Consider the following 21,865-nt stretch of genomic DNA (forward strand, 5'->3'; position numbering starts at 1 on the left):
TTTTATTGTTAATTAAGGATTTTAGTTTTCATTGATAAAATAATAGAGGATTTTGATAATTTATTATTAATTAATTGTTAAGGTTTGTTTTAGTTTCGTAATAAACAGTTAAATACTTTTTATTATGAAAAAAATTAGCCTACTATCTCTACTTACTCTATTGATAGGTATTTTCAGTATTAATTCATGTAGTTCTGATCGTTTAGATGATTCAGTAACTCCCGATAATCAACCTTCCTCGGCAAAGACTAATATGGGAGCTAAAGTTGCTGCTTTCGGTAAAAATCCACTTTCTGTTATGTATGTTGAAGTCAACAGTAATGATATCAGGGAAGTAGGTAAATATAAACTGGCAGACGGAAGGCAGCTTTTTGATGTGGCCATAATTTTTGCAGCTAATATCAACTATAATACTTCTACTCAAAAAGCCTACTTATCTTTTAACACTCAGGTGACAAATGTGCTTACTAATAAAAATATGTATATAAAACCTTTACAGGATAAAGGGATCAAAGTCATGTTGTCTATTCTTGGTAATCATCAGGGTGCCGGGTTTGCTAATTTTCCTAATCAGGCAGCAGCTCAGGCTTTTGCTCAGGAATTAGCTGACGCAGTTACTACCTATGGCTTAGATGGGATTGATTTTGATGATGAGTACGCGAATTATGGAGCTAACGGAACCGGACAGCCTAATCAGTCTTCATTTGTTTATCTGGTAACGGCACTTAGAGACTTGCTTCCTGATAAGATCATTTCTTTTTATAATATTGGGCCTTCTGCCAGTAATCTTTCTTACAATGGAGTAACGGTTGGATCAAAGGTAGATTATGCATGGAATCCATACTACAGCACATACTCTGCTCCCAATATACCAGGATTGGATAACGCTCATAAAGGTGCAGCAGCAGTGAATGTAAACCCAGGAACCTCTACTTTTACCAGCAGTTCTACAGCTACAAACTATGCACAGAGAACTAAAGATGATGGCTATGGTGTTTTTCTGTGTTATGATTTGGGATCTACCAATATAGCATCTTATTTTTCAGGGGCGACCAATGTACTTTACGGTCAAAATACAGTATATGGGGATGGAACAACAACTCCAACAACGGGGATAACATCTGGTGCTACTTATCAATTGGTTTCAGGAAGTAATGGAACGAGTATGCTGGATGTTTTGAATGCGGGTACTACAGATGGTACCAAAGTTCAGCTGTGGGCGTCTAATGGTAATACCGCGCAAAAATGGAAAATTACTGATGTAGGAGGAGGGTATTACAAACTTCAACCGCTTAATGCTCCTACAAAATCTTTAGATGTATCCAATTCCGGGACAACAAATGGAACACAGGTACAAATCTATACGGATAATGGAACTAATGCTCAGAAGTGGAAAATAACATCCGTAGGAAACGATTATTATACATTGTCTCCTGCTCATGCGTCAGGTTTTAATCTTGATGTAAATAATGGTTCTGCAACAAATGGAACAAAAATCCAGATTTGGACGGCTAATACAGGCAACGCACAAAAATGGAAGTTGGTAAAATTATAATTTCTTCAGTTTAATTTTGAAGGACAGATTTCAAATTGAAATTTGTCCTTCTTTGTTTTTAATTATCTGATCATGGAGGGTGCATAGCCATATTGTTTTTTGAATGCGTAAGAGAAATGTGATAAATCCTCAAAACCCACTTCCATGAAAATATCAGAGGGCTTTTTATGTTTTTCAGTAAGATGATAGTAGGCCAACTCCAGACGTTTCCTGGTAAGCCATCGTTGAGGTGTAATCTGAAAAATTTTTCTAAAATCCCGGTTGAAAGTCGATAAGCTCCTGCCAGTCAGGTAGCCAAATCTCTCCAGTGGCATATTGAACATGTAATTTTTCTCCATAAAATGAATCAGATCGATTTTTCCCGGTTCTTCAAAATCAGCTAAAACCCTATCGATATCTGGATTGATTTCTCTTATAATACTGATAGATTCCATTATTTTTAATGAAGCTATATGCTCTGGGAAAGACTGTGTCATCTCAAAATACGGGATCAATGAAGCTAAGCAACTTTTTAATAAAGGATGATTGCTAAAACTGAAAATTTCCGGTTCTTTACGAAGTATTGGATGTTCGATGTTTAATGTAGAATAGAATTCTTTTAAACGCTCTGTTGTTAGATGCATGACCACTGCTTTATGTGGGCGTCCATCTTTGGGATAATTAATAATCGTTGCCAGCTGATTTCTTGGGATAAGGAATATATCTCCTGATGTAAAGTGATATGAACGATCGGCCTGGATAATCTTTGTTTCACCGGATATAAACCAAACCAGCATATGGTATTCAAAAACAGTTTCTGTTTTGAATAGCTTGTCTTCATAGGAAGAAAGTTTAATATCCGGTGTGATATATTTGATATGAAAATCCATTGACTTCAGTTTTTCAGTAACAAAATTATTCATTTAAACTAAGTTATTCAACATTGAATTGAATTCCAATCATTTCTTCACTGAGTTTCCATAGTCTTTTTGCATTTTCCTTATCTATAGAATAAGATTGTACACCTCTGATGGTAGATGGTTCATCATATCGGTGTTCGATTTGTCCATTATCTATTTCTGCAATATCACAATTTTCACAGTAAATTCCTCCGATATCATCTAATAACGGACTTGTTGCACACCAGACGGTGGTTGCTGCTCCCTGGGGAATTGTCTTTAATTTTGCTTCAACTTCCGGTTTTATTTTTCCGTCTGAATCATGGGTTCCCATTTGCTTAAAAAGCTCAATAGGTTCTTCTCTTCCCAGATCGGTTCCATAAACGGATCCGGGGTGCAAAGCGTAAGCTCTTACATTAAATGCTTTTCCTCTTGCATCCAGCTCAACAGCGAATAGATTGCTTGCTGTTTTTGATTGACCGTATCCCAGTAATGTTTGATATTCCCGGTGTTCAAAGTTGGGGTCTTCAAAATCAAACGGAGCCATCTGATGTCCATAAGAAGAAACATTAATTACTCTTGCTCCATCAGTTTTTTTAAGACTAGGCCATAATCTTGCGGTAAGCTGGAATTGACCTAAATAATTAGTCGCCAATTGGGACTCAATGCCCCGGCTGTCTCTGCGTAATGGAACCCACATAATTCCGGCGTTATTGATCAATACATCAAGTTTCCGCCCTGAAGCAATGAATTTTTCTGCAAAAGCATCAATAGAGACAGAATCCATCAGGTCCAATAATTCAAATTCAATATTTTGAACTCCGGAAAGATTTTTTGTAGCTTTTTCGAGATCTCTTGCGGGAACAATTACTCTGGCTCCAGCTGAAACCAATGTTTTTGTTGTTTCTAAACCGATTCCGGCATAACCACCAGTAATAATTACTGTTTTTCCATTGAGATCAATTCCCTGAATCACATCTTCAGTTGTAGACTGTGCATTAAAACCTGAGTGGATTGGACTCTGTAAATTTTTGTCTTGTATCATTTTTTTTATTTTTAATTGTAAGACAAAGGTAAAGGGTGTTAAAGTTCTCTGTTTTGTTTAGAATGTCAATTTACTTTGTTTAAAATTTCATGAATAATTAGCAATTAAGAAATGTTTCATAATTATTTTGAACACCTCGGTTATTTTGTAGGCTACTACTTGTTCGGTGTGTTAATTTAGAAGAATACCTGTTAAACTGTTTGTAAGTTCTTTTCTGAATGGTTAATTTTGACAAATTTTCAATTTGAAACCTACAATTTCCATCGTCATCGCTATATTTAATCGAAAAGATGAACTTTTCGAGCTTCTGAATTCTCTGACTCATCAAACGGACAGGGTATTTGAAATTATTATTGTAGATGATGGTTCTGTGATTGACCTTAAGCCAACAATCAAGAACTTTGATGAAATGTTGTCGATTAAATATTTCCGAAAAGATAATTCAGGACCTGGCCTATCCAGAAATTACGGAGCTCAGAGAGCAGAAAATGAATGGTTGGTTTTTGTGGATAGTGATGTTATTGTAGAGAAAGATTATATCGAAAATATTAAGAAAGATATTTTGGAAATTCCCTGTGATGCATTTGGTGGTGCAGATAAGGCTCATAAAGGATTCAATCTTATGCAAAAGGCAATTTCCTATTCTATGACTTCGGTATTTACTACCGGAGGTATTCGTGGAAATAAAAAAGCAGTCTCTAAGTTTCAGCCCAGAAGCTTTAATATGGGGGTAAAGAAACAGGTCTTCGATCAGGTTGGAGGTTTTTCTGAAATGAGAATAGGAGAGGATCCGGACTTGTCAATGACGCTTTGGGAAAATGGTTTTACAACAGCTTTTTTTGATGATATTGCCGTATATCATAAGCGTAGAGTTGATTTTGGAAAATTTTCTAAACAAGTCTTTCAGTTTGGTTGTGCAAGACCTATCCTTAATCAAAGACATCCTGATTATGTAAAGCTTTCTTTTGCTTTTCCAAGTCTTTTTTTATTAGGTTATATCCTTGGCTTCATTGAGTATTTTATACTGGGAAGGGGAATTATCCTTGCTTTATATGGTTTATATACGTTTCTCGTTTTCTTTCATGCTTTATGGGTGACCAGGAATATAAGTATTGCCGGGATGGCAGTTATTTCTACGTATGTTCAGATGTTTTCCTATGGTTACGGATTTTTAAAATCATGGATTCTGCTTAATGTTTTCCGAATGAAACCTGAAGATGCATTTCCAAAACATTACCATAAAAAATAAATGCTGTTGAATTTTCAACAGCATTTATTACAATAATGATTAGTATATGGATGTGTTTTCATGGTGGAGAACGCCTGTTTTTATCATGCATTCTTTCATTTTTTGGTAAGTTCTTTCAATATCGTGATCAAGGCCTATTGAGAATCTGATCAATCCATCAGATATTCCCATCGCAGCTCTTTCTTCTTCAGGAATTTCAGATGATGTTGAACTACCCGAGCATGAGAATAATGTTTTGTAAAATCCTAAACTTACTGCAAGGTACCCTAAGTTTTCCTGCTGCATCAGTTCCATTAGTTCATTAGCTTTGTCTGTTGTTCCTGCATCTAAAGTCATCAATCCCCCAAATCCGTATTCTTCATGCATCATACTTTTCATTAATTCATGATTTTTATGGGATGACAATCCGGGATAAGAAACTTTCAATCCGTCCTGTTCAAATCTTTCAGCGAGATATTGAGCGTTGTAGCTGTGCTGCTTCATGCGGATATGAAGTGTTCTGAGGTTCTTTAAAATGCTTGCAGAGCGGAAGCTGTCCATTGTTGGACCCAATAACATGCATGCCCCGTTATTTACATTTTTAGTATCATTGATAAATTCCTGTGTTCCACAGTAAACCCCGCCTACGGTATCACTGCTTCCATTGATAAACTTTGTTAAACTGTGAATTACAATATCAGCTCCCAATAACGTTGGAGAAATTGAAAGAGGCGAAAAAGTATTATCAACAATAAGTTTTAAATTGTGTTTTTTGCATATTTCAGAAAGCTTTCTAAGATCAGCAACCTCAAGAAGTGGATTACTTACACTTTCACAATAGATCACCTTAGTGTTTGGCTGTATCGAGTTTTCAATGGCTTCGATATTATTGATATCTAAGAAAGTTGTGTCAATATTAAAAGGAGGAAGGAAGTTTTTCAGAAATGCATAGGTGCCGCCATAAATGGTCCTGCTGGAAATAATGTGATCCCCACTTTTACAAACCTGTAAGAGAACAGAAGTGATAGCCCCCATTCCTGAGGCGGTAACATTAGCAGCTTCCGTGTTTTCCAGTTTAGCTAAAGCTTGAGCCAGATAAAGATTCATTGGAGATGAATGTCTGGAATATAAATAACAGCCTTCAGCATTTCCTTCAAATGTATCAAACATTGTTTTAGCGGAAAGAAAGGTATAAGTTGAACTGTCAGAAATTGAAGGATTTACTCCGCCAAATTCTCCAAAGTATTGTAAATCCTGTATTTCGTTTGCTGCGTTGAAATCTTCCATTGTTTTTGTTTTAAATTTGAACTATTTTAAGTTTTATTACAATGGTTCTCTCAAATTTTAGACTTTAAATCTATTATTTTATATTTTTATAGAAAATATGTTTGTTATATTTGTTTAAAATAATCTTTTTCAAAAAAAAAATCTATGAGCTTTGATGAAATAGACAAAAAACTGTTATTGTTTTTACAGGAAGATTCAAAACAAACCACCAAAGAGCTGTCTTACAAGCTTGGTTTATCCGTGACTGCAATATATGAGCGTATTCGTAAACTTGAAAATTCAGGGGTTATTTCAAAATATGTGGCATTATTGGATAAAAATAAGATTGGAAGAGATTTTATGGTATTGTGTCATGTGAAACTGATTCAGCATAAAAAAGAATATGTCCTGCAGTTTGAAAAAGAAGTAATGAATCTGCAGGAGGTTACAGAATGTTTTCATGTAAGTGGTGATTATGATTATATTCTTAAGATCTGCGTTCAGGATATGACAGATTACCGAAATTTTATGTTGACGAAACTCACTACTTTACAGCATATTGCAAGTACCCACAGTTCTTTTATGATCTCTGAGGTGAAGAATACGACAGTTGTTATTCTATAAATTTATATTATACAAGAACTCCGTTCTTAGAAGAGATAGGATCTGGGATGTCTTGTTCACCCATTATTTGTAATACGTCAATTTCTATAGTTCGGCAGATGGATAGCATGGGAATGTCAAACATTAATCCTCCAAAGGGATTTTCAGAATAATCTCCAACAAGCTCCATAACGATATAGATCCACCCCACCACTACACAAAAAGGAATGCTTGTCCAGATTCCCCAGTCTCCCAATTTTGCAAATTCATTAACCAAACCTAATGGAAGAAGCATAATGAAAATTACATTGAATACGAATGCTGTACTTGCAAACTGTCTTGGTGAAGGAAATTTTTTAATTCTTTCTGCCTGTCCCTGAAAATCATAAAACTGATTAAGACAGCTTTGCAATTGCATTTGATTAAAATCTGAGATTACTGCATCATTTTTTAGTTCATTGACTTCCTTTGCCTGTTTTGAAATCAGATAGGTTGCAAAGTTTTTATATTCTGACTGCAGTGCAAATTCTTCTGTGGAGAGGTATTTATGCAAAAAAATAGGAGTTCTTCCATAATCAGGAAAGCCTGCTTTCATTAGTCTGTGACGTCTGATGTTAATGGCGCCAAAATGTCTTTTCAGGCTGATATGCTCCCATTCAGTAGGAGTGAGCAGCTGCTCGCGGAAAGTATATAGCCAGGCTATGTGACGGTATGCGATTACCTTCCGTCTCTCGTTTAAATCGGTCTGGTCGCCATTTTCAGTTTCGAAGGCGTAGAGCATTGCTGCAAAAGAACGGCTTGAGTTAACTATTGCACCCCATATTTTTCTGGCCTCCCATAATCTGTCATAAGCCTGATTGTTTTTAAAACCTACATAAAACGCTTCCGCGGTACCAATTAATGCGAGAGGAACCCAGGGAATAATCATCCATTGCCAATTGAAAAAATAATATATCGTAGCAACAAGGGTACACCAAGCTGTAAGCCATATTAAATGCGAACCCGCAAGATTGAATATTTGTTTGTAATTGAAATACTTGGTTGTAATCATAAGAAATGGATGTGTTTTTATCGGTGTGTCTTTATCAAAATGAATACCAAGTTGTCCTAAGTGCTTAGGAGTTTATTCTTCATCGTATTAAAGAACTGTTTTACATTATTATTCCTTACATTTTATTTTCTGAAGAAGATAAATGTTGATTAAAAGTAATAAAAAATTGCATAAAAAAACCTCTAAGTAAATAGAGGTTATATTTTTTATATAAATTTAATATTGGAGCATTTCTTCAATTTTCCTTGTCAGCTTCTCTGCGTTAGGAAGCATTTCTTTTTCTAAGACCAAATTGATAGGTACTGCCGGGGTATTTAGTGATCCCATTGTTTCTACCGGAGCATCCAGGTATTTGAAGCAGTTTTTAGAAATACGGTGTGCAAAAGCTTCAGCAAATGAATTATTGATCTGTTCTTCTGTAAGAACGATACATTTTCCATGTGCTTTCACTCTTTCGAAAACAAGTTCTTCATCAAGAGGAATTAATGTTCTCAGATCGATTACTTCAATTCTTCCGTTGAAGTTTTTAGCAGCCTCTTTTGCCCAGTAAACTCCCATTCCGTAAGTTACCACCAATAATGTTCTGCCTTTATTTGTTTCGTCCTTATCAGCTTCAATAATAACTTTCCCTTTTCCAAACGGTAGAACATAGTCTTCCGCCGGCTCTATGGTTTTTGCATCTTCTGTTCCAGGAACTTTACTCCAGTACAATCCTTTATGTTCCAGCATGATTACCGGATTCGGATCATAATAGGCCGCCTTTAACAAACCTTTGAAATCGGCTGCGTTGCTAGGATAAGCTATTTTAATTCCTTTAATATTAGCTAAAATACTTTCCACACTTCCACTATGGTAAGGTCCACCACCACCATAAGCCCCGATTGGAACTCTGATGATATTGCTTACCGGGAATTTGCCGTGGCTTAAATAATTTGATTTTGAAATCTCAGTAATCAACTGGTTAATCCCAGGATAGATATAGTCTGCAAATTGAACTTCAACGATTGGTTTTAGACCAACAGCACTCATTCCCACAGTGGAACCTATAATATAAGCCTCCTGAATAGCTGTATTGAAAACTCTTTTGCTTCCGAACTTTTTACCTAATGTAACAGTCTCCCGGAAAACACCACCGATTCTTTCTCCAACATCCTGACCATATAGCAATGCCTCCGGATGTTTCCACATCAATTCCTGAATGGCATGAATCGCAGCGTCTACCATCACGATTTTTTCTCCACCTGCAGGTTCGCGTGTCCCTGTTTCCTCTGTAATAGGAGTGGGAGCAAAAACATGCTGCATTACGGTCTCGGGTTTCGGATCTTCAGCTTTTTGGGCTCTTTCAAAGGCGTCCTCAACTTCTAATCGTGTTTTCTTTGTGATTTGTTTTAGCAGCTCTTCATCAGCTCCGGTTTCCAACAACTGTTTTCTCAGAATTTCTCCCGGGTCCTTTGCTCTGTGTTTTTCTAAATCTTCATCATCTCTGTAAAACTCTCTTCTTACCCCTGATGTATGGTGTCCAATAAGTACTGTTTTTGCACATACTACCAATGGTTTTCTTTCTGTTCTTACAAAGTCTACAGCCTTTTTCATGACCTCGAAACTTTCTGCGAAGTCAGTTCCATCCACTCTCATTCTGCTTAACCCTGTAAATCCTGCTACAAAATCGTAGGCGTCACATGTTCTGGCCTCTTCTTTAGTTACAGAAATTCCCCACTCATTATCCTGAACCAGAAATATGATCGGGAGTTGATGTAGTGCTGCAAATTGTAATGCCTCACTTACTTCTCCTTCAGTTACGGAATTGTCGCCCAAGCTGCATACGACAACGGGATTGTTTTCAAAATTTTGCAATTCAAAATCCTGAATATATTTTATTCCCTGTGCTACACCTGTAGTCGGGATGGTTTGCATTCCTGTAGCAGAACTCTGATGAATGATTTTCGGCATCTTTTCATCTCTGCTTGATGGATGTGAATAATAAGATCTACCTCCGGAAAAAGGATCGTCGGCCTTAGCTAATAGCTGCAACATCAATTGATAAGGTTCAAAGCCGATACCAAGTAAAATGCTTTCATCTCTGTAATAAGGAGATACCCAGTCTTCTTTTTTTAATTGATAAGCTGTTGCCAATTGGATAGCCTCATGACCTCTTGAAGTGCTGTGGACATATTTACAGACATTTCTATTTTCTTCGTAGATGTCTGCCATTGCCTTTGCAAGCATCATATGGGTGTAAGCTTTAAGTAAAATATCCTGAGAAACTTTCTCGTGAAGTGTATTTTCCATAGGAAGCAAATATACATAAAAAAACAAAATACTAACAATCGTTAGTATTTTGTATTATCTATTTATTTTATTGATTATGATTTCAAAATTTTTTCTGAGATCGTTTATTTTTTTTCTTTTTTATAATAGCTTGTAAGTTGTTTTAATAGAGTGTGGTAAGCATTTTTATGATGTTTGTATATGAATTTTATGCCGGCATACTCAAGAATAACTCAACTAATCACAATACAAAATTTAATTGGAGAGTATTCATAAAAACTAATTGAATACCAAAAAAAATTGGAGTAACTTTACATTCTCTTTTTTAATTAAAAAGCTAGAAAATACATGTATTTAGTTTTTGACACAGAAACCACAGGGTTACCAAAGAATTTCAATGCTCCCCTTTCAGACTCAGATAACTGGCCAAGAATGGTACAGATAGCCTGGCAATTGCATGATGATGATGGGGTATTGATTGAAAATCAGGATTATATCATTAAACCTGAAGGTTATGATATTCCCTTTAATGCCGCGAGGATTCACGGAATTACAACGAAAATTGCGAATGAAGAGGGTAGAGATCTTGAGGAAATTCTTCAGGAATTTTCCAAAGTCCTTCATAAAGTGAGAGTTGTTTCCGGACATAATGTAGAGTTCGATTACAATATCGTTGGTGCTGAATTTTTTAGAAAAAATATAACAGATAACCTTCAGGAAAAGCCTAAGGCAGATACCATGATCTTAGGGACGAATTTTTGTCAGCTTGGAGGGGGAAGAGGAGGAAGGTTCAAACCTCCAAAATTGGAAGAGCTTTATGAAAAGTTATATGGAAATAAATTTGATGAAGCTCACAATGCAGCCGCGGACGTAAATGCTACTGCTCAGGTTTTCTTCGAAATGATGAGGATAGGAGTGGTTCCTTCGGATGTTTTAAAAATTTCTGAAGATCAGCTTGCTTACTTTAAATCTTTGCATCCTGACCCTATTAAGCCTTTTGGAATTATTATCCGAAGACAGGTTGCGGATTTCCATAATAAGAAAAAACAGCAGGATTTTGGCAGTGTTGATGAAATTGATCTTGGTAAATATTTCAATTTTAATAATCACAGCGTCTTTTCCACATTAATGGCGACATCGAGCATTAATGATTTAATTAAAAGGGCTTCTGATGATAATTTCCCAGCTGTTGGTATGGTAGATCTGGGGAATATGATGGGGGCTTTTAAATTCGTTTCTGCTGTAGAGGGTGCAAATGGGGATAGAGCTAAAAAACATAAAGAATATATAGCAAAAAAACAGGAAGCAGAAGAAAATGGAACAGAATTTAATGAAGAAGAACCTGTTTCAGAGCCATTGATTCCTGTGGTCGGTTGCGAATTTTATATTTCTGATCGGTATGAACAGAAACAATTTACTAAAGATGATCCTGATAGAAGGACTCAGGTGGTTTTACTAGCTAAGGATTTTAATGGCTACAAAAATTTAGCAAAACTTTCCAGTATTGGATTTTTAAAGGGGTTCTATTTTGGAGTTCCGAGAATCAGCCGGGAACTCATTGCTGAGTATAAAGAAGGGTTAATTGCTTTGACCTCTGGTATTTTAGGAGATATTCCAAGTGCTATTTTAAATACCGGGGAACAGAAAGGTGAAGAGCTTTTTAAATGGTGGAAAGATACTTTTCAGGATGATTTTTATGTTCAGATTCAGAATCATAATCTGCCCGAAGAAGAGCATTTAAATGAAGTTTTATTGTATTTGGCAGATAAATATGATACAAAGATATTGGCTCAGAATGAAACTTTTTATACAAGCAAGGACGATTCTAATATTCAGGATATCGTAAGCTGTATTAAAGATGGTGAAAAACTGTCAACGCCTGTTGGTAAAGGTTTTGGAAAAAGACGTGGTCTTACGGCTGGTGAATATTTTATCAAAAATTCAGATGAAATAAAAGAAACCTTTCTTGCGTATCCTGATGCCTTTGATGCTTACGAAGAATTTACCGCCAAATTTAAACCGTATACGTTAAAAAGAGACGTATTGCTTCCTAAATTCGACATCCCTCAGGAATTTGTTCATGCTGAAGATGATGTTGATGGTGGTAAGCGTGGTGAAATGGCATATCTAACGTATTTAACATATGAGGGTGCGAAGAAGAGATATGTTGAAACAGGAATTACAGATGAAATTAAAGAGCGTCTTGATTTCGAATTGGAAGTTATTGCCAATACAGGATATCCGGGGTATTTCTTAATTGTTCAGGATTTCTGTAATGAAGCCCGGAATATGGGGGTTTGGGTAGGTCCTGGAAGGGGATCAGCCGCAGGATCTGCAGTTGCTTATACCATTGGAATTACCAATGTGGATCCTATTAAATATGACCTCCTCTTTGAGAGATTCCTGAATCCTGAGAGGGTTTCCATGCCGGATATTGATATTGACTTTGATGATGAAGGACGGGATAAAATTATTAAATGGGTAATTGATAAATATGGGCAAAATCAGGTTGCTCAGATTATTACCTATTCGGTTTTAGGGGGGAAATCAGCTATTAAAGATGCCGGAAGGGTATTGGATGTTCCGATTCCGGATACTAATAATATTGCAAAACTGATTCCTTCAACGCCGGGGATGAATATCGCCAAAGCTTTAGCGAAATATGATAAATTAAAGCCTGAAGAACAGATGCTCGTTGATGAAATGAGATATGTTCTGGATAGTCCCGAAGATCCCCGTTTTGATGTACTTGCCAGTGCTATGAAAATGGAAGGGTGTATCAGGAATACAGGGATTCACGCTTGTGGGGTTATTATCACTCCGGAAGATGTTAGTAATCTGGTTCCCGTTACAATTGCTGCAAAAGATGCTGATATTCTCGTTTCGCAGTTTGATAACTCGGTAGCAGAAAGTGCTGGATTGCTAAAAATGGACTTTTTGGGTCTTCGTACATTGACGATTATTAAAGACGCTTTAAAGTTGGTTAAGGAAAGGCATAATGTTGATATTGACCCGGATGAAATTCCTTTAGATGATGCTAAAACGTATCAGTTGTTTAAAGAAGGAAGAACTGTGGGGATTTTCCAGTATGAAAGTCCCGGGATGCAAAAATATATGCGTGAGTTAAAGCCGACTGTTTTTGCTGACCTTATTGCCATGAATGCATTGTATAGACCGGGTCCTATTAAATATATTCCAAACTTTATCAACAGAAAGCACGGGATTGAGGAGATTGTGTATGATTTACCCGAAACAGAAGAGTATTTAAAGGAGACTTACGGAATTACAGTATATCAGGAACAGGTAATGCTTTTATCTCAGAAGTTGGCCAACTTTACAAAGGGAGAAGCTGATACATTGAGAAAGGCGATGGGTAAAAAGCAGATTGATGTTCTGAATAAGATGTACCCTAAGTTCATTGAAGGAGGAAGAAAGAATGATCTGAATGAAGAGAGGTTAGAGAAAATCTGGAATGACTGGAAAGCTTTTGCGGAATATGCGTTTAATAAGTCCCACTCGACATGTTATGCTTTTATTGCCTATCAGACTGCCTTCCTGAAAGCTAATTACCCTGCGGAATATATGGCAAGTGTAATGAGTAATAACATTAACAATACAGATTCTATTACCATGTTCATGGAGGACTGTAAGAGTATTGGTGTTGATGTTTTGGGGCCTGATGTTAATGAATCTCAATACAAATTTTCGGTAAACGAAAAAGGACAGATCCGTTTTGGTCTAGGAGCGATCAAGGGGATTGGAGAAGGACCTAGTGAAGGTATTACCAGAGAAAGAGAAAACGGAAGATTTAAAAATATATATGATTTCTTTGAAAGGATTTTGCCTTCTCAAATGAATAAAAGAGTAGCGGAAAGTTTAGTGCTGGCCGGAGCTTTTGATGAATTGGATTCTTTCCATAGAGGACAATATTTTGATATCGATCCTGCGGGGAGAACAAATCTGGAAAGATTGATAAGATATGGACAGAGTTTTCAGGAGGGTAAAAATGAAATGGAAAATTCACTTTTTGCTGATTTTGCAGAAGAGGTTCAGATAGAACAGCCAAAATTAGCGCCTTGCCCTGAATGGCCGAATATGCACAAACTGAATAAAGAAAAAGAGATTATCGGTTTCTATCTTTCTGCACACCCTTTGGATGAATTTAAATATCAGTTCCAGTTTATTCAGGGAAGTCTTTCCAGAAAATCTGTTTTAGAAAAAGAAGAGCACGGTAAAGCGGTGGTAGATGAGGCTCCGATTCTTGAAGTGGATTCTCCGGAAGAAGCTGTTGATTTAACAGAAATTGTTTCTGATGAAATTTTAACAGGTGAGGAAGTTATTGAAGAAGTGACTAAGAAAGCTGAGCCGAAAGGTAATTTTCTATTCTTAAATCTTGATGAAGTAGATGCTTATAAAGAGCAGGCTTTTGCTAACAAGCAGGAGGAATTGTTTGAAGAGAAGAAAAAGGACTGGAAGACTCTGCAGAAAGAAAGAGAGAATGGAGGTGGCGGAAAGGAGTATACTGTTGCAGGTCTGATTACTGAATATAGGGTTCAGGATGGGTTCAGGAGTGGTGAAAAAGTAGCCTTTGTTACACTGGAAGATTACTCTGGGTCCTATTCATTCAGATTGGGGGATAGGGATTATATGAAATTAAAAGAAAAGCTGGAAGTTCAGCGTTTTGTTATTTTTAAAATAAAATTCGCTCAGGTAAAGGATGGACGTGTTTTTGTAAATGTAAATGATGTAATTGAACTTCAGGAAGCTTTTGAACGGTTTGCTAAAAGTATTTCTTTAGTAATGGATGTGATGGACTTCAGGCCGGAAGATCTGGAATTTTTCAGAAATGTTCTCGATAAGAATAAAGGGGATCAAAAGTTTAAATTTTATATAAAAGATATGGATGATGATTCTCAGATTGAGGTCCAATCCATGAAACATTCCGTTGATCTCAACGGGGATCTCATTAAAGAAATTCAGTTACTTAATAAATATGAATTTTATTTAAACTAAAATAGAATTATGGTATAAAAAAAGCGGTCTTTGATCGCTTTTTTTGTGTTATTTAAGGTAATATTTAAAAATAATTAAAAAGGAATTAATAATGATTTTATCCTGTTGAGGTGAAATTCATATGTTTTAATTGTGTTTGTAATTATTTGTTTATCAGCAATTTGTGTTATTTCAACAATTGTTGACTTTTTAATTAAAATTAAATGTTTGTTTAATTCTTTATAATAAAAATGGTTAAATTGTGTAGTAATTAGTAATGATTTTAATATTTTATTGAATTTAATTGAAATATTTTTTACATTTACCGTCCAATTTAAATTTTTACTGTATATGAAAAAACTTCTACTAACGTCTCTGATATCTCTAGGGATTGGGGTATCCGCACAGACAAACATCGCTGGTTATTCTTTTAATAAGACCACGGGCGTGACTTACACACCTATTACAGGTGGGACTAAAGTATTTCCTTCAGGATCTAATACAACGTATGATGATGAGGTTTCCTCTGCCATTACACTTACTTCACCTTTTACCTTTGGGGGAGTTGCAGTGAATACGGTCTATATTAGTTCAAATGGTTTTATAACTTTTGGAGCTGCGCCATCTACAACAAGTTATACTCCTTTATCAACCTTGGGGTCAACCGTTGGGGCAATTTCAGCTTTTGGACAGGATGGAGGTTTTTCATCATCAGATACTACTCAGCCTCCGGGCAATCATGAAGTCAGATATCAGGATTTTGGAACTGAGTTTGTAGTTCAGTGGCAGGATCATGCAAACTATGACAATAGAGCTACTGAAAGGCTTAATTTTCAAATTCATTTAAATTATGCCACAGGTGCAATTAATATCGTTTATGGTGATTGTACCGATCCGGGAACAGTTTCTACTACTAAGGTTCCACAAGTTGGTATTAGAGGAAACAGTACTTCTTACTCAACCAATGTAAGTCCGCTTATGATTGGTAATGTACCGGCTGGAACAACTTGTGATTGGTCTAAAGCTGTTACCGGGAATTCAAATTCAAGCAATATGCTTTTTTCAGGAAGCACGAATGTGAACGTAAAGATTCCAAGTGGTTTGCAGTATACATGGACGCCTGGTACTCAGTTGCCGGTGAGAACTTTTGCTGCAACAACTGCAATAACCAATAGTGGTGCAACAATTAATTGGACAGCTCCAACAGGTGCTACCGCTTATAATGTTCAGTATAGAGATTCAGGAAGCTGTGACTGGACTAATTTTAGTGGTAATCCTGTTTCTGGAACGACTGCTTCAATTACAGGTTTAACGCAAAACACGACATATCAGGTTCAGGTGCAGGCTTTAAATGGTACTACACAGGCTACGTATTCTCATATACCTAATTTAGCAGGAACTGGTAATGGTTATGTTACGGCTGGTTCTTTTATAACTTTAGCCAATTGTACAAGTACAGTTACAGGTCTTACTTCCTCTGCATTAACACCGGATACAGGAACTATTAACTGGACGGCTTCCACAACTCCTCCGACTAATGGATATGAATACTATTATAGTACATCGTCTACAGCTCCTACAAATGCTACAACGCCATCAGGTGTAACTGCTGCAGCTGTTGTAACAGCAAACTTATCGGGATTACTTCCTGGTACACAGTATTACTATTGGGTAAGAGCAAATTGTAATGGAACAGATAAAGGGGTGTGGTCCAGCTCTGCAAACTTTACAACATTAAGCCTTTGTCCTACAGTTACATCTCCGGGAACAGCTGAAGGTGGTGTAAGTACTACTCCTACAATAACCTGGACTGCTGTAAACGGTGCAACGGGTTATACGTTAAAAGTGGGAACTACTTCAGGTGCCAGCGATGTTGCTAATGTGACGCTGGGAGGTGCAGTAACTAGCTATACGCTTACTACAACATTAGCAAATTCTACGACATATTATTATTCTTTATCTGCAAATACTTCTACAACTGCTGGTCCGGTTACACCTTGTTCAGAAAGAACATTCACAACGGCATGTCCGGCAACCAATGTACCTTATGTTTTAGATTTTGAAAATGTGCCGGCTTCTTCATTGCCTGGTTGTTCCAGCGCAATTAATGTGGGAACAGGAAATATCTGGACAACAGAGGCAGGATATGCTCCTTTTAATAGTTCCGGAAAAGTATTGAGATATAAATGGAATTCTTCTTCTGCTGCGAATACCTGGTTTTTCACTCAGGGGATTAATTTAACAGCTGGTTCTTCTTATACAATCAGTTATAAATATGCCAATAGCGGTACCACTTACGCTGAGAAATTAAAAGTTGCTTACGGAACTTCTTCCAATGTAGCTGGAATGACCAACGTACTTGCGGATTATCCTAATATTAATGATGGAGTAATACATTCAGAATCTCTTACTTTTACACCTACTACTACCGGAGTTTATTATTTTGGATTCCAGGCGTATTCAATAGCTGACAGATTCTATTTAATGGTTGATGATATTAATATTGATCTTACATCAAATTTAGCAACAAGTGAGGTGAAGGATATTAAAAACAATATTAAAGTATATCCAAATCCTTTCAGTAGCGATCTTAATATTTCTGATATTTCTAAAGTGAAATCTGTTTCCGTTTCTGATGTGGCAGGAAGATTGGTGAAAACAATCACTAATCCTACTTCAGTTCTTCAGTTAGGAGAATTAAAATCAGGAATGTATATGGTTACACTTGAGATGAAAGATGGTTCTAAACAAACGATAAAAACGATCAAAAAATAGATCTTGATTTAATTTATAAATAATGATGGCAGCTAAGTTTTTAGCTGTCATTTTTTTACTTTATATGTGATATTATTAGTAAATTAGTATTCTAAACACTATACACTTTAATTTATGACAAAATTTTTACTATCGTGCTTATTGATAATAAGCGTGGCTTTGCATGCCCAGATTAACTTGGGTACAGGAAGCACCGACGTAGGAGTTGCTCCTATCAGTACCTATTATGGATATTCCTATGTGCAGCAGATTTATCCAAAGCAGGAAATCAACGCCAATGCTGCAGGAAACATTACCGGCATGAAATTTTATTTAGACCCGGCAATGTCTTTAGCTAATTCATCTGATTGGGTGGTTTATCTGGGACATACGACAAAATCTAATTTTACCTCTGATACAGACTGGATACCATCTACCCAACTGACACAGGTATATGCAGGAACCGTTACCAACGCAAATGGTGTCGTGGAAATCACTTTTGCAACACCGTTTCCTTATAACAATACAGATAATTTAGTGGTAGCAGCTGAAGAAAATTCTGCAGGTTATGATAACAATGATGAGGTCATGTATGTATATCCCGGAGGTTCAAATTCAACTCTTTATTTTAGAAGTGATGGAACGAATCCTGATCCTGCTTCTCCACCAGGAGGGGATTTGGCGGATTATAAATCAGTGGTTACCTTTCTGGGGCTTACAGAAAATCCAATTCCTGCCTGCCCGTTTGTAACGAGTCCGATGAATAATGCAACTTTTGTTTCCTTGTCTCCAACCATTAGCTGGAATGCCATTTCCGGAGCAACGAGTTATAAAGTATCTATAGGAACTACTTCTGGAGGGACTGATATTGCCAATCAATTGTCTGTAACAACTAACAGCTTTACACCTTCTGCGGCATTGACTGCAAATACCACATATTATTTGAAGGTAATTTCTGTATCAGGTACCGGCGAGTCGACAGGATGTTCAGAAACCATATTTAAAACAGTTCCACCATTGCCTCCAAATGATGACTGTGCAGGAGCGATCAGCTTAACTGTAAACCCTGATCTTAACTGTGGTGTAGTAACTGCAGGTTATACCTTAGGGGCAACAGATTCGGGATTGATTCCAGATCCTTGTGATGGTGATCCTGATGATGATGTATGGTTTAAGTTTGTTGCTACAAATACCACACACAAAGTATCTCTCTTAAATGTAGCTTCTGTAGGTACAGTTAATGATGATGACACTTATTTCCAGGTATTTAGCGGTGCATGTGGGACATTGTCAAGTATCCTGTGCTCAGATGCTACTTCTTCAGTAGTTTCAGGGCTTACTGTTGGGGAAACTTATTATGTAAGGGTATATAGTTATTCTGATACAGGTTCTAATCAAAGTTTTGACATTTGCGTGGGAAGCATTCCACCACCACCTGCAAATGATGAATGTTCAGGAGCCCTTGTAGCATCGGCTTTCCCTTATACTTATTTTCAGGCTGACGGAGGTGGAGCTACCAATAATGGTGGATTTGTTACAGCTTGTTCTAACAGTATGAATGATGGCACCTGGTTTACATTTGTAGGAGATGGAGGAGTATTTGATATTACGGTTACAATGCCTGCTGGCAGTGATTTTGATTCACAGATAGGTGTTTACAGTGGTACCTGCGGAAGTTTGCAGTGTGAAGATACTGTAGATGATACCGGTTCTGGGGAATCAGAAACAATTTCTATCCCTACATTATCAGGAAATACTTACTATGTAAATATTGGAGATTTTAGTGGATTTACAGATAATATGGAAGGAGCCTTTACAATTACGATCAGTAAAAATAACCTGGGAACTTCTGAAGTGGCAGGAAATAAAAAAGAAATCACGATCTATCCTAATCCATTTACCGATTCGATCAATATTTCAGATATTGATAAAGTTAAATCTATTTCTGTTTCTGATATGTCAGGAAGACTGGTTAAGACGATAGATAATCCTGGTTCAGTGATTTATTTAACTGGTATTCAGGGAGGTCTGTATTTGGTAACTTTACATATGAAAGATGGTTCCAAACAAACCATTAAAGCAATCAAAAAGTAAAATCAATTTTTATTTATAAATAATGATGACAGCTAAGTTTTTTAGCTGTCATTTTTTTAAGATATACGTTTTTTATTGGTAAATTAGTGACTCGATACCAAACTTATAATTATGAAAAAAATTCTACTTTCATGCTTGTTGACTCTAAGCATGGCTTTAAATGCTCAGATTAATCTGGGAACAGGAAGTACTGATGTTGGAGCAGCTCCGATAAGTACGTACTATGGATACTCATATGTACAGCAGATTTTCTCAAAACAGGAAATTAACACGAATGCAGCAGGAGACATAACAGGGCTCACGTTTTACAGTAATCCTACATTGTCTATGACTCATTCTTCGGACTGGGTAGTGTATTTGGGACTTACAACAAAATCGAATTTTTCTTCTGAGTCAGATTGGATACCTGTTGCTGACTTAACACAGGTATATGCCGGAACAGTGGCTAATGTCGGTGGGGTAGTGAACGTTACTTTTGCGACACCGTTTCCTTATAATAACATAGATAATTTGGTAGTAGCTGTTGACGAAAACTCTCCGGACTACGATGATAATGGTGATGAAATAATGTATGTGTATCCTTCAACGTCTAATTCAACACTTTATTTTAGAAATGATGGGACCAATCCGAATCCTTCTTTTCCTCCGGTTGGGCATTTGGAGTCATATAAATCGGTGATAACTATAAACGGACTTATTAAAAAGCCGATTCCGGTTTGTCCATTGATAACATATCCAACAAATAATGCAGCTTATATTCCATTATTGCCTACGATTCTCTGGAATCCGGTAACCGGAGCTACAAGCTATAAAATATCCATAGGCACAACACCGGGTGGAACTGATATTGTTAATCAGCAGTCAGTAACTGTAGGTAATTTTGTTTTGCCTTCTTTGTTAAGTGCGAATACCACGTATTATGCCCGCGTAGTTTCTGTATCAGCCGCCGGTGAATCATCAGGTTGCTCTGAAACTGCGTTTAAAACAGCGCCGCCTTTACCTTTAAATGATCAATGTCTTGGAGCTGTTGCTTTAACAGTAAATCCTGATCTGAATTGTGGTACTGTAACTTCCGGGTACACATTGGGGGCTACAGGTTCCGGATTGGCTGCGGCTCCATGTCATGGTGATCCTGATGATGATGTATGGTTTAAATTCGTTGCTACGAAAACAACTCAGAAAATTTCCCTTTTAAATGTTACCTCTATTGGAACAGTTGATGATGATGATATCTATTTTCAGGTATTTAGTGGGTCTTGTGGTATCTTATCAAGTATCCTGTGTTCTGATGCCACTTCGTCTTTAGTTTCAGGACTTACAGTGGGACAAACTTATTATATCAGAGTATACAGTTATTATGGAGCCGGAAGCAACCAAAGTTTTGATATTTGTGTGGGTAGTATTCCGCCTCCACCGGTAAATGATGAATGCTCCGGAGCTTTGTTGGCATCTTCTTTCCCTTACACGTATGTACAGGCCGATGGAGGGGGTGCAACGAATAACGGAGGATTTATTACAGCTTGTGATAATGGAATGAATGATGGAACATGGTTTACATTTGTCGGAGATGGTGAAACGGTTAATATTACAGTTAGCATGCCGGCAGGAAGTGATTTTGATCCTCAGATTGGTGTCTATAGTGGTACTTGCAATAGTTTATCATGTGAAAATACGGTAGATGCTATGGGGGATGGAGAGACAGAAACAATAGCCGTCCCAACAGTATTGGGAACGGTTTATTATGTGAATGTCGGACATTACAGTCAGTATACGGATGAAATGGAAGGACCTTTTACGATCAATATGTTCAAAGAAAGTTCTGACAGAAATGCTTTAGGGGTTTCTAATGCTATAGCAGGTAAAAAGAGCACTGGGGTGTATCCAAATCCGTTTACAGATGTTTTAAATATTTCAGATAGTGCAAATGTGAGATCTGTCTCAGTTTCTGATCTTTCCGGAAGATCCGTGAAAGTGATCACTCATCCTGATTCTACGATTCATTTAGGTGGTCTGAATTCAGGCATATATCTGATTACTCTTGAAATGAAGGATGGTTCTAAAAAGACCTCAAAAATAATTAAAAAGTAAAATAACTTAAATACAAAGAAAAAGGTGGCTGATTGCCACCTTT

The 21,865-nt window shown here is 36.8% G+C and carries 12 protein-coding genes; 7 read left to right on the forward strand and 5 right to left on the reverse strand.

All coding sequences use genetic code 11. The features are described from left to right. The first annotated feature begins 124 nt into the window (after positions 1-124). Positions 125-1,555, forward strand: coding sequence for an endo-beta-N-acetylglucosaminidase H (locus CEY12_RS21235; RefSeq protein WP_089029557.1), 1,431 nt, complete (start codon positions 125-127; stop codon positions 1,553-1,555). Positions 1,556-1,617: 62 nt separating this feature from the next. On the opposite strand, the gene CEY12_RS21240 is transcribed toward CEY12_RS21235, so the two are convergent. Both CEY12_RS21240 and CEY12_RS21245 read right to left on the reverse strand, forming a co-directional pair. After that, on the reverse strand, positions 1,618-2,424 hold the full coding sequence (locus CEY12_RS21240; protein ID WP_089029964.1) for an AraC family transcriptional regulator: 807 nt from the start codon (positions 2,422-2,424) through the stop codon (positions 1,618-1,620). Between the two features lie 43 nt (positions 2,425-2,467). Continuing rightward, positions 2,468-3,478 carry an SDR family NAD(P)-dependent oxidoreductase gene (locus tag CEY12_RS21245; protein ID WP_089029558.1) on the reverse strand — a complete coding sequence of 337 codons (1,011 nt, stop codon included), beginning with the start codon at positions 3,476-3,478 and terminating at the stop codon, positions 2,468-2,470. Between the two features lie 244 nt (positions 3,479-3,722). Between CEY12_RS21245 and CEY12_RS21250 the strand changes: the two genes are divergently transcribed. Continuing rightward, positions 3,723-4,727 (forward strand): glycosyltransferase, encoded by a 1,005-nt coding sequence (locus tag CEY12_RS21250; protein ID WP_089029559.1) that lies wholly within the window; start codon positions 3,723-3,725, stop codon positions 4,725-4,727. Positions 4,728-4,766: 39 nt separating this feature from the next. Here CEY12_RS21250 and CEY12_RS21255 read toward each other — a convergent pair whose 3' ends face one another. Next, entirely contained in the window at positions 4,767-5,993 is a 1,227-nt protein-coding gene (locus CEY12_RS21255) for an aminotransferase class I/II-fold pyridoxal phosphate-dependent enzyme (protein WP_089029560.1), read from the reverse strand. 144 nt (positions 5,994-6,137) lie between these two features. Between CEY12_RS21255 and CEY12_RS21260 the strand changes: the two genes are divergently transcribed. Next, the gene (locus CEY12_RS21260; protein WP_089029561.1) at positions 6,138-6,596 is read left to right on the forward strand and encodes an Lrp/AsnC family transcriptional regulator; all 459 of its coding nucleotides are present in this window, start codon (positions 6,138-6,140) and stop codon (positions 6,594-6,596) included. A gap of 7 nt (positions 6,597-6,603) precedes the next feature. Here the strand turns inward: CEY12_RS21260 and CEY12_RS21265 are convergent, their stop codons facing one another. Together CEY12_RS21265 and CEY12_RS21270 are read right to left on the reverse strand one after the other, a co-directional pair. Continuing rightward, positions 6,604-7,626, reverse strand: coding sequence for a bestrophin family protein (locus CEY12_RS21265; protein ID WP_089029562.1), 1,023 nt, complete (start codon positions 7,624-7,626; stop codon positions 6,604-6,606). A gap of 216 nt (positions 7,627-7,842) precedes the next feature. Then, the gene (locus CEY12_RS21270) at positions 7,843-9,915 is read right to left on the reverse strand and encodes a thiamine pyrophosphate-dependent enzyme (RefSeq protein ID WP_089029563.1); all 2,073 of its coding nucleotides are present in this window, start codon (positions 9,913-9,915) and stop codon (positions 7,843-7,845) included. A gap of 327 nt (positions 9,916-10,242) precedes the next feature. Here CEY12_RS21270 and dnaE point away from each other — a divergent pair, with 327 nt between their 5' ends. The 4 genes from dnaE (at position 10,243) to CEY12_RS21290 (ending at position 21,822) form a co-directional block, all read left to right on the forward strand. Beyond that, positions 10,243-14,907 (forward strand): DNA polymerase III subunit alpha, encoded by a 4,665-nt coding sequence (gene dnaE, locus CEY12_RS21275; RefSeq protein ID WP_089029564.1) that lies wholly within the window; start codon positions 10,243-10,245, stop codon positions 14,905-14,907. A gap of 330 nt (positions 14,908-15,237) precedes the next feature. Further along, on the forward strand, positions 15,238-17,661 hold the full coding sequence (locus tag CEY12_RS21280) for a fibronectin type III domain-containing protein (protein ID WP_089029565.1): 2,424 nt from the start codon (positions 15,238-15,240) through the stop codon (positions 17,659-17,661). Positions 17,662-17,775: 114 nt separating this feature from the next. Further along, a complete protein-coding gene (locus tag CEY12_RS21285; protein WP_089029566.1) occupies positions 17,776-19,734 on the forward strand; it encodes a T9SS type A sorting domain-containing protein in 1,959 nt (652 codons plus the stop codon). A 111-nt stretch (positions 19,735-19,845) separates the two neighbouring features. Beyond that, on the forward strand, positions 19,846-21,822 hold the full coding sequence (locus CEY12_RS21290) for a T9SS type A sorting domain-containing protein (protein ID WP_089029567.1): 1,977 nt from the start codon (positions 19,846-19,848) through the stop codon (positions 21,820-21,822). The last annotated feature ends 43 nt before the right edge of the window (positions 21,823-21,865 follow it).

It is taken from the genome of Chryseobacterium sp. T16E-39 (assembly GCF_002216065.1).
In the GTDB taxonomy this organism is placed as follows: Bacteria; Bacteroidota; Bacteroidia; order Flavobacteriales; family Weeksellaceae; genus Chryseobacterium.

Excerpts from the sequence above, each read along its gene's own strand:
- CEY12_RS21235 (WP_089029557.1), top strand. The coding sequence starts at position 125 with ATGAAAAAAATTAGCCTACTATCTCTACTTACTCTATTGATAGGTATT.
- CEY12_RS21240 (WP_089029964.1), bottom strand. The coding sequence starts at position 2,424 with ATGGATTTTCATATCAAATATATCACACCGGATATTAAACTTTCTTCC.
- CEY12_RS21245 (WP_089029558.1), bottom strand. The coding sequence starts at position 3,478 with ATGATACAAGACAAAAATTTACAGAGTCCAATCCACTCAGGTTTTAAT.
- CEY12_RS21255 (WP_089029560.1), bottom strand. The coding sequence starts at position 5,993 with ATGGAAGATTTCAACGCAGCAAACGAAATACAGGATTTACAATACTTT.
- CEY12_RS21260 (WP_089029561.1), top strand. The coding sequence starts at position 6,138 with ATGAGCTTTGATGAAATAGACAAAAAACTGTTATTGTTTTTACAGGAA.
- CEY12_RS21265 (WP_089029562.1), bottom strand. The coding sequence starts at position 7,626 with ATGATTACAACCAAGTATTTCAATTACAAACAAATATTCAATCTTGCG.
- CEY12_RS21270 (WP_089029563.1), bottom strand. The coding sequence starts at position 9,915 with ATGGAAAATACACTTCACGAGAAAGTTTCTCAGGATATTTTACTTAAA.
- dnaE (WP_089029564.1), top strand. The coding sequence starts at position 10,243 with ATGTATTTAGTTTTTGACACAGAAACCACAGGGTTACCAAAGAATTTC.
- CEY12_RS21280 (WP_089029565.1), top strand. The coding sequence starts at position 15,238 with ATGAAAAAACTTCTACTAACGTCTCTGATATCTCTAGGGATTGGGGTA.
- CEY12_RS21285 (WP_089029566.1), top strand. The coding sequence starts at position 17,776 with ATGACAAAATTTTTACTATCGTGCTTATTGATAATAAGCGTGGCTTTG.
- CEY12_RS21290 (WP_089029567.1), top strand. The coding sequence starts at position 19,846 with ATGAAAAAAATTCTACTTTCATGCTTGTTGACTCTAAGCATGGCTTTA.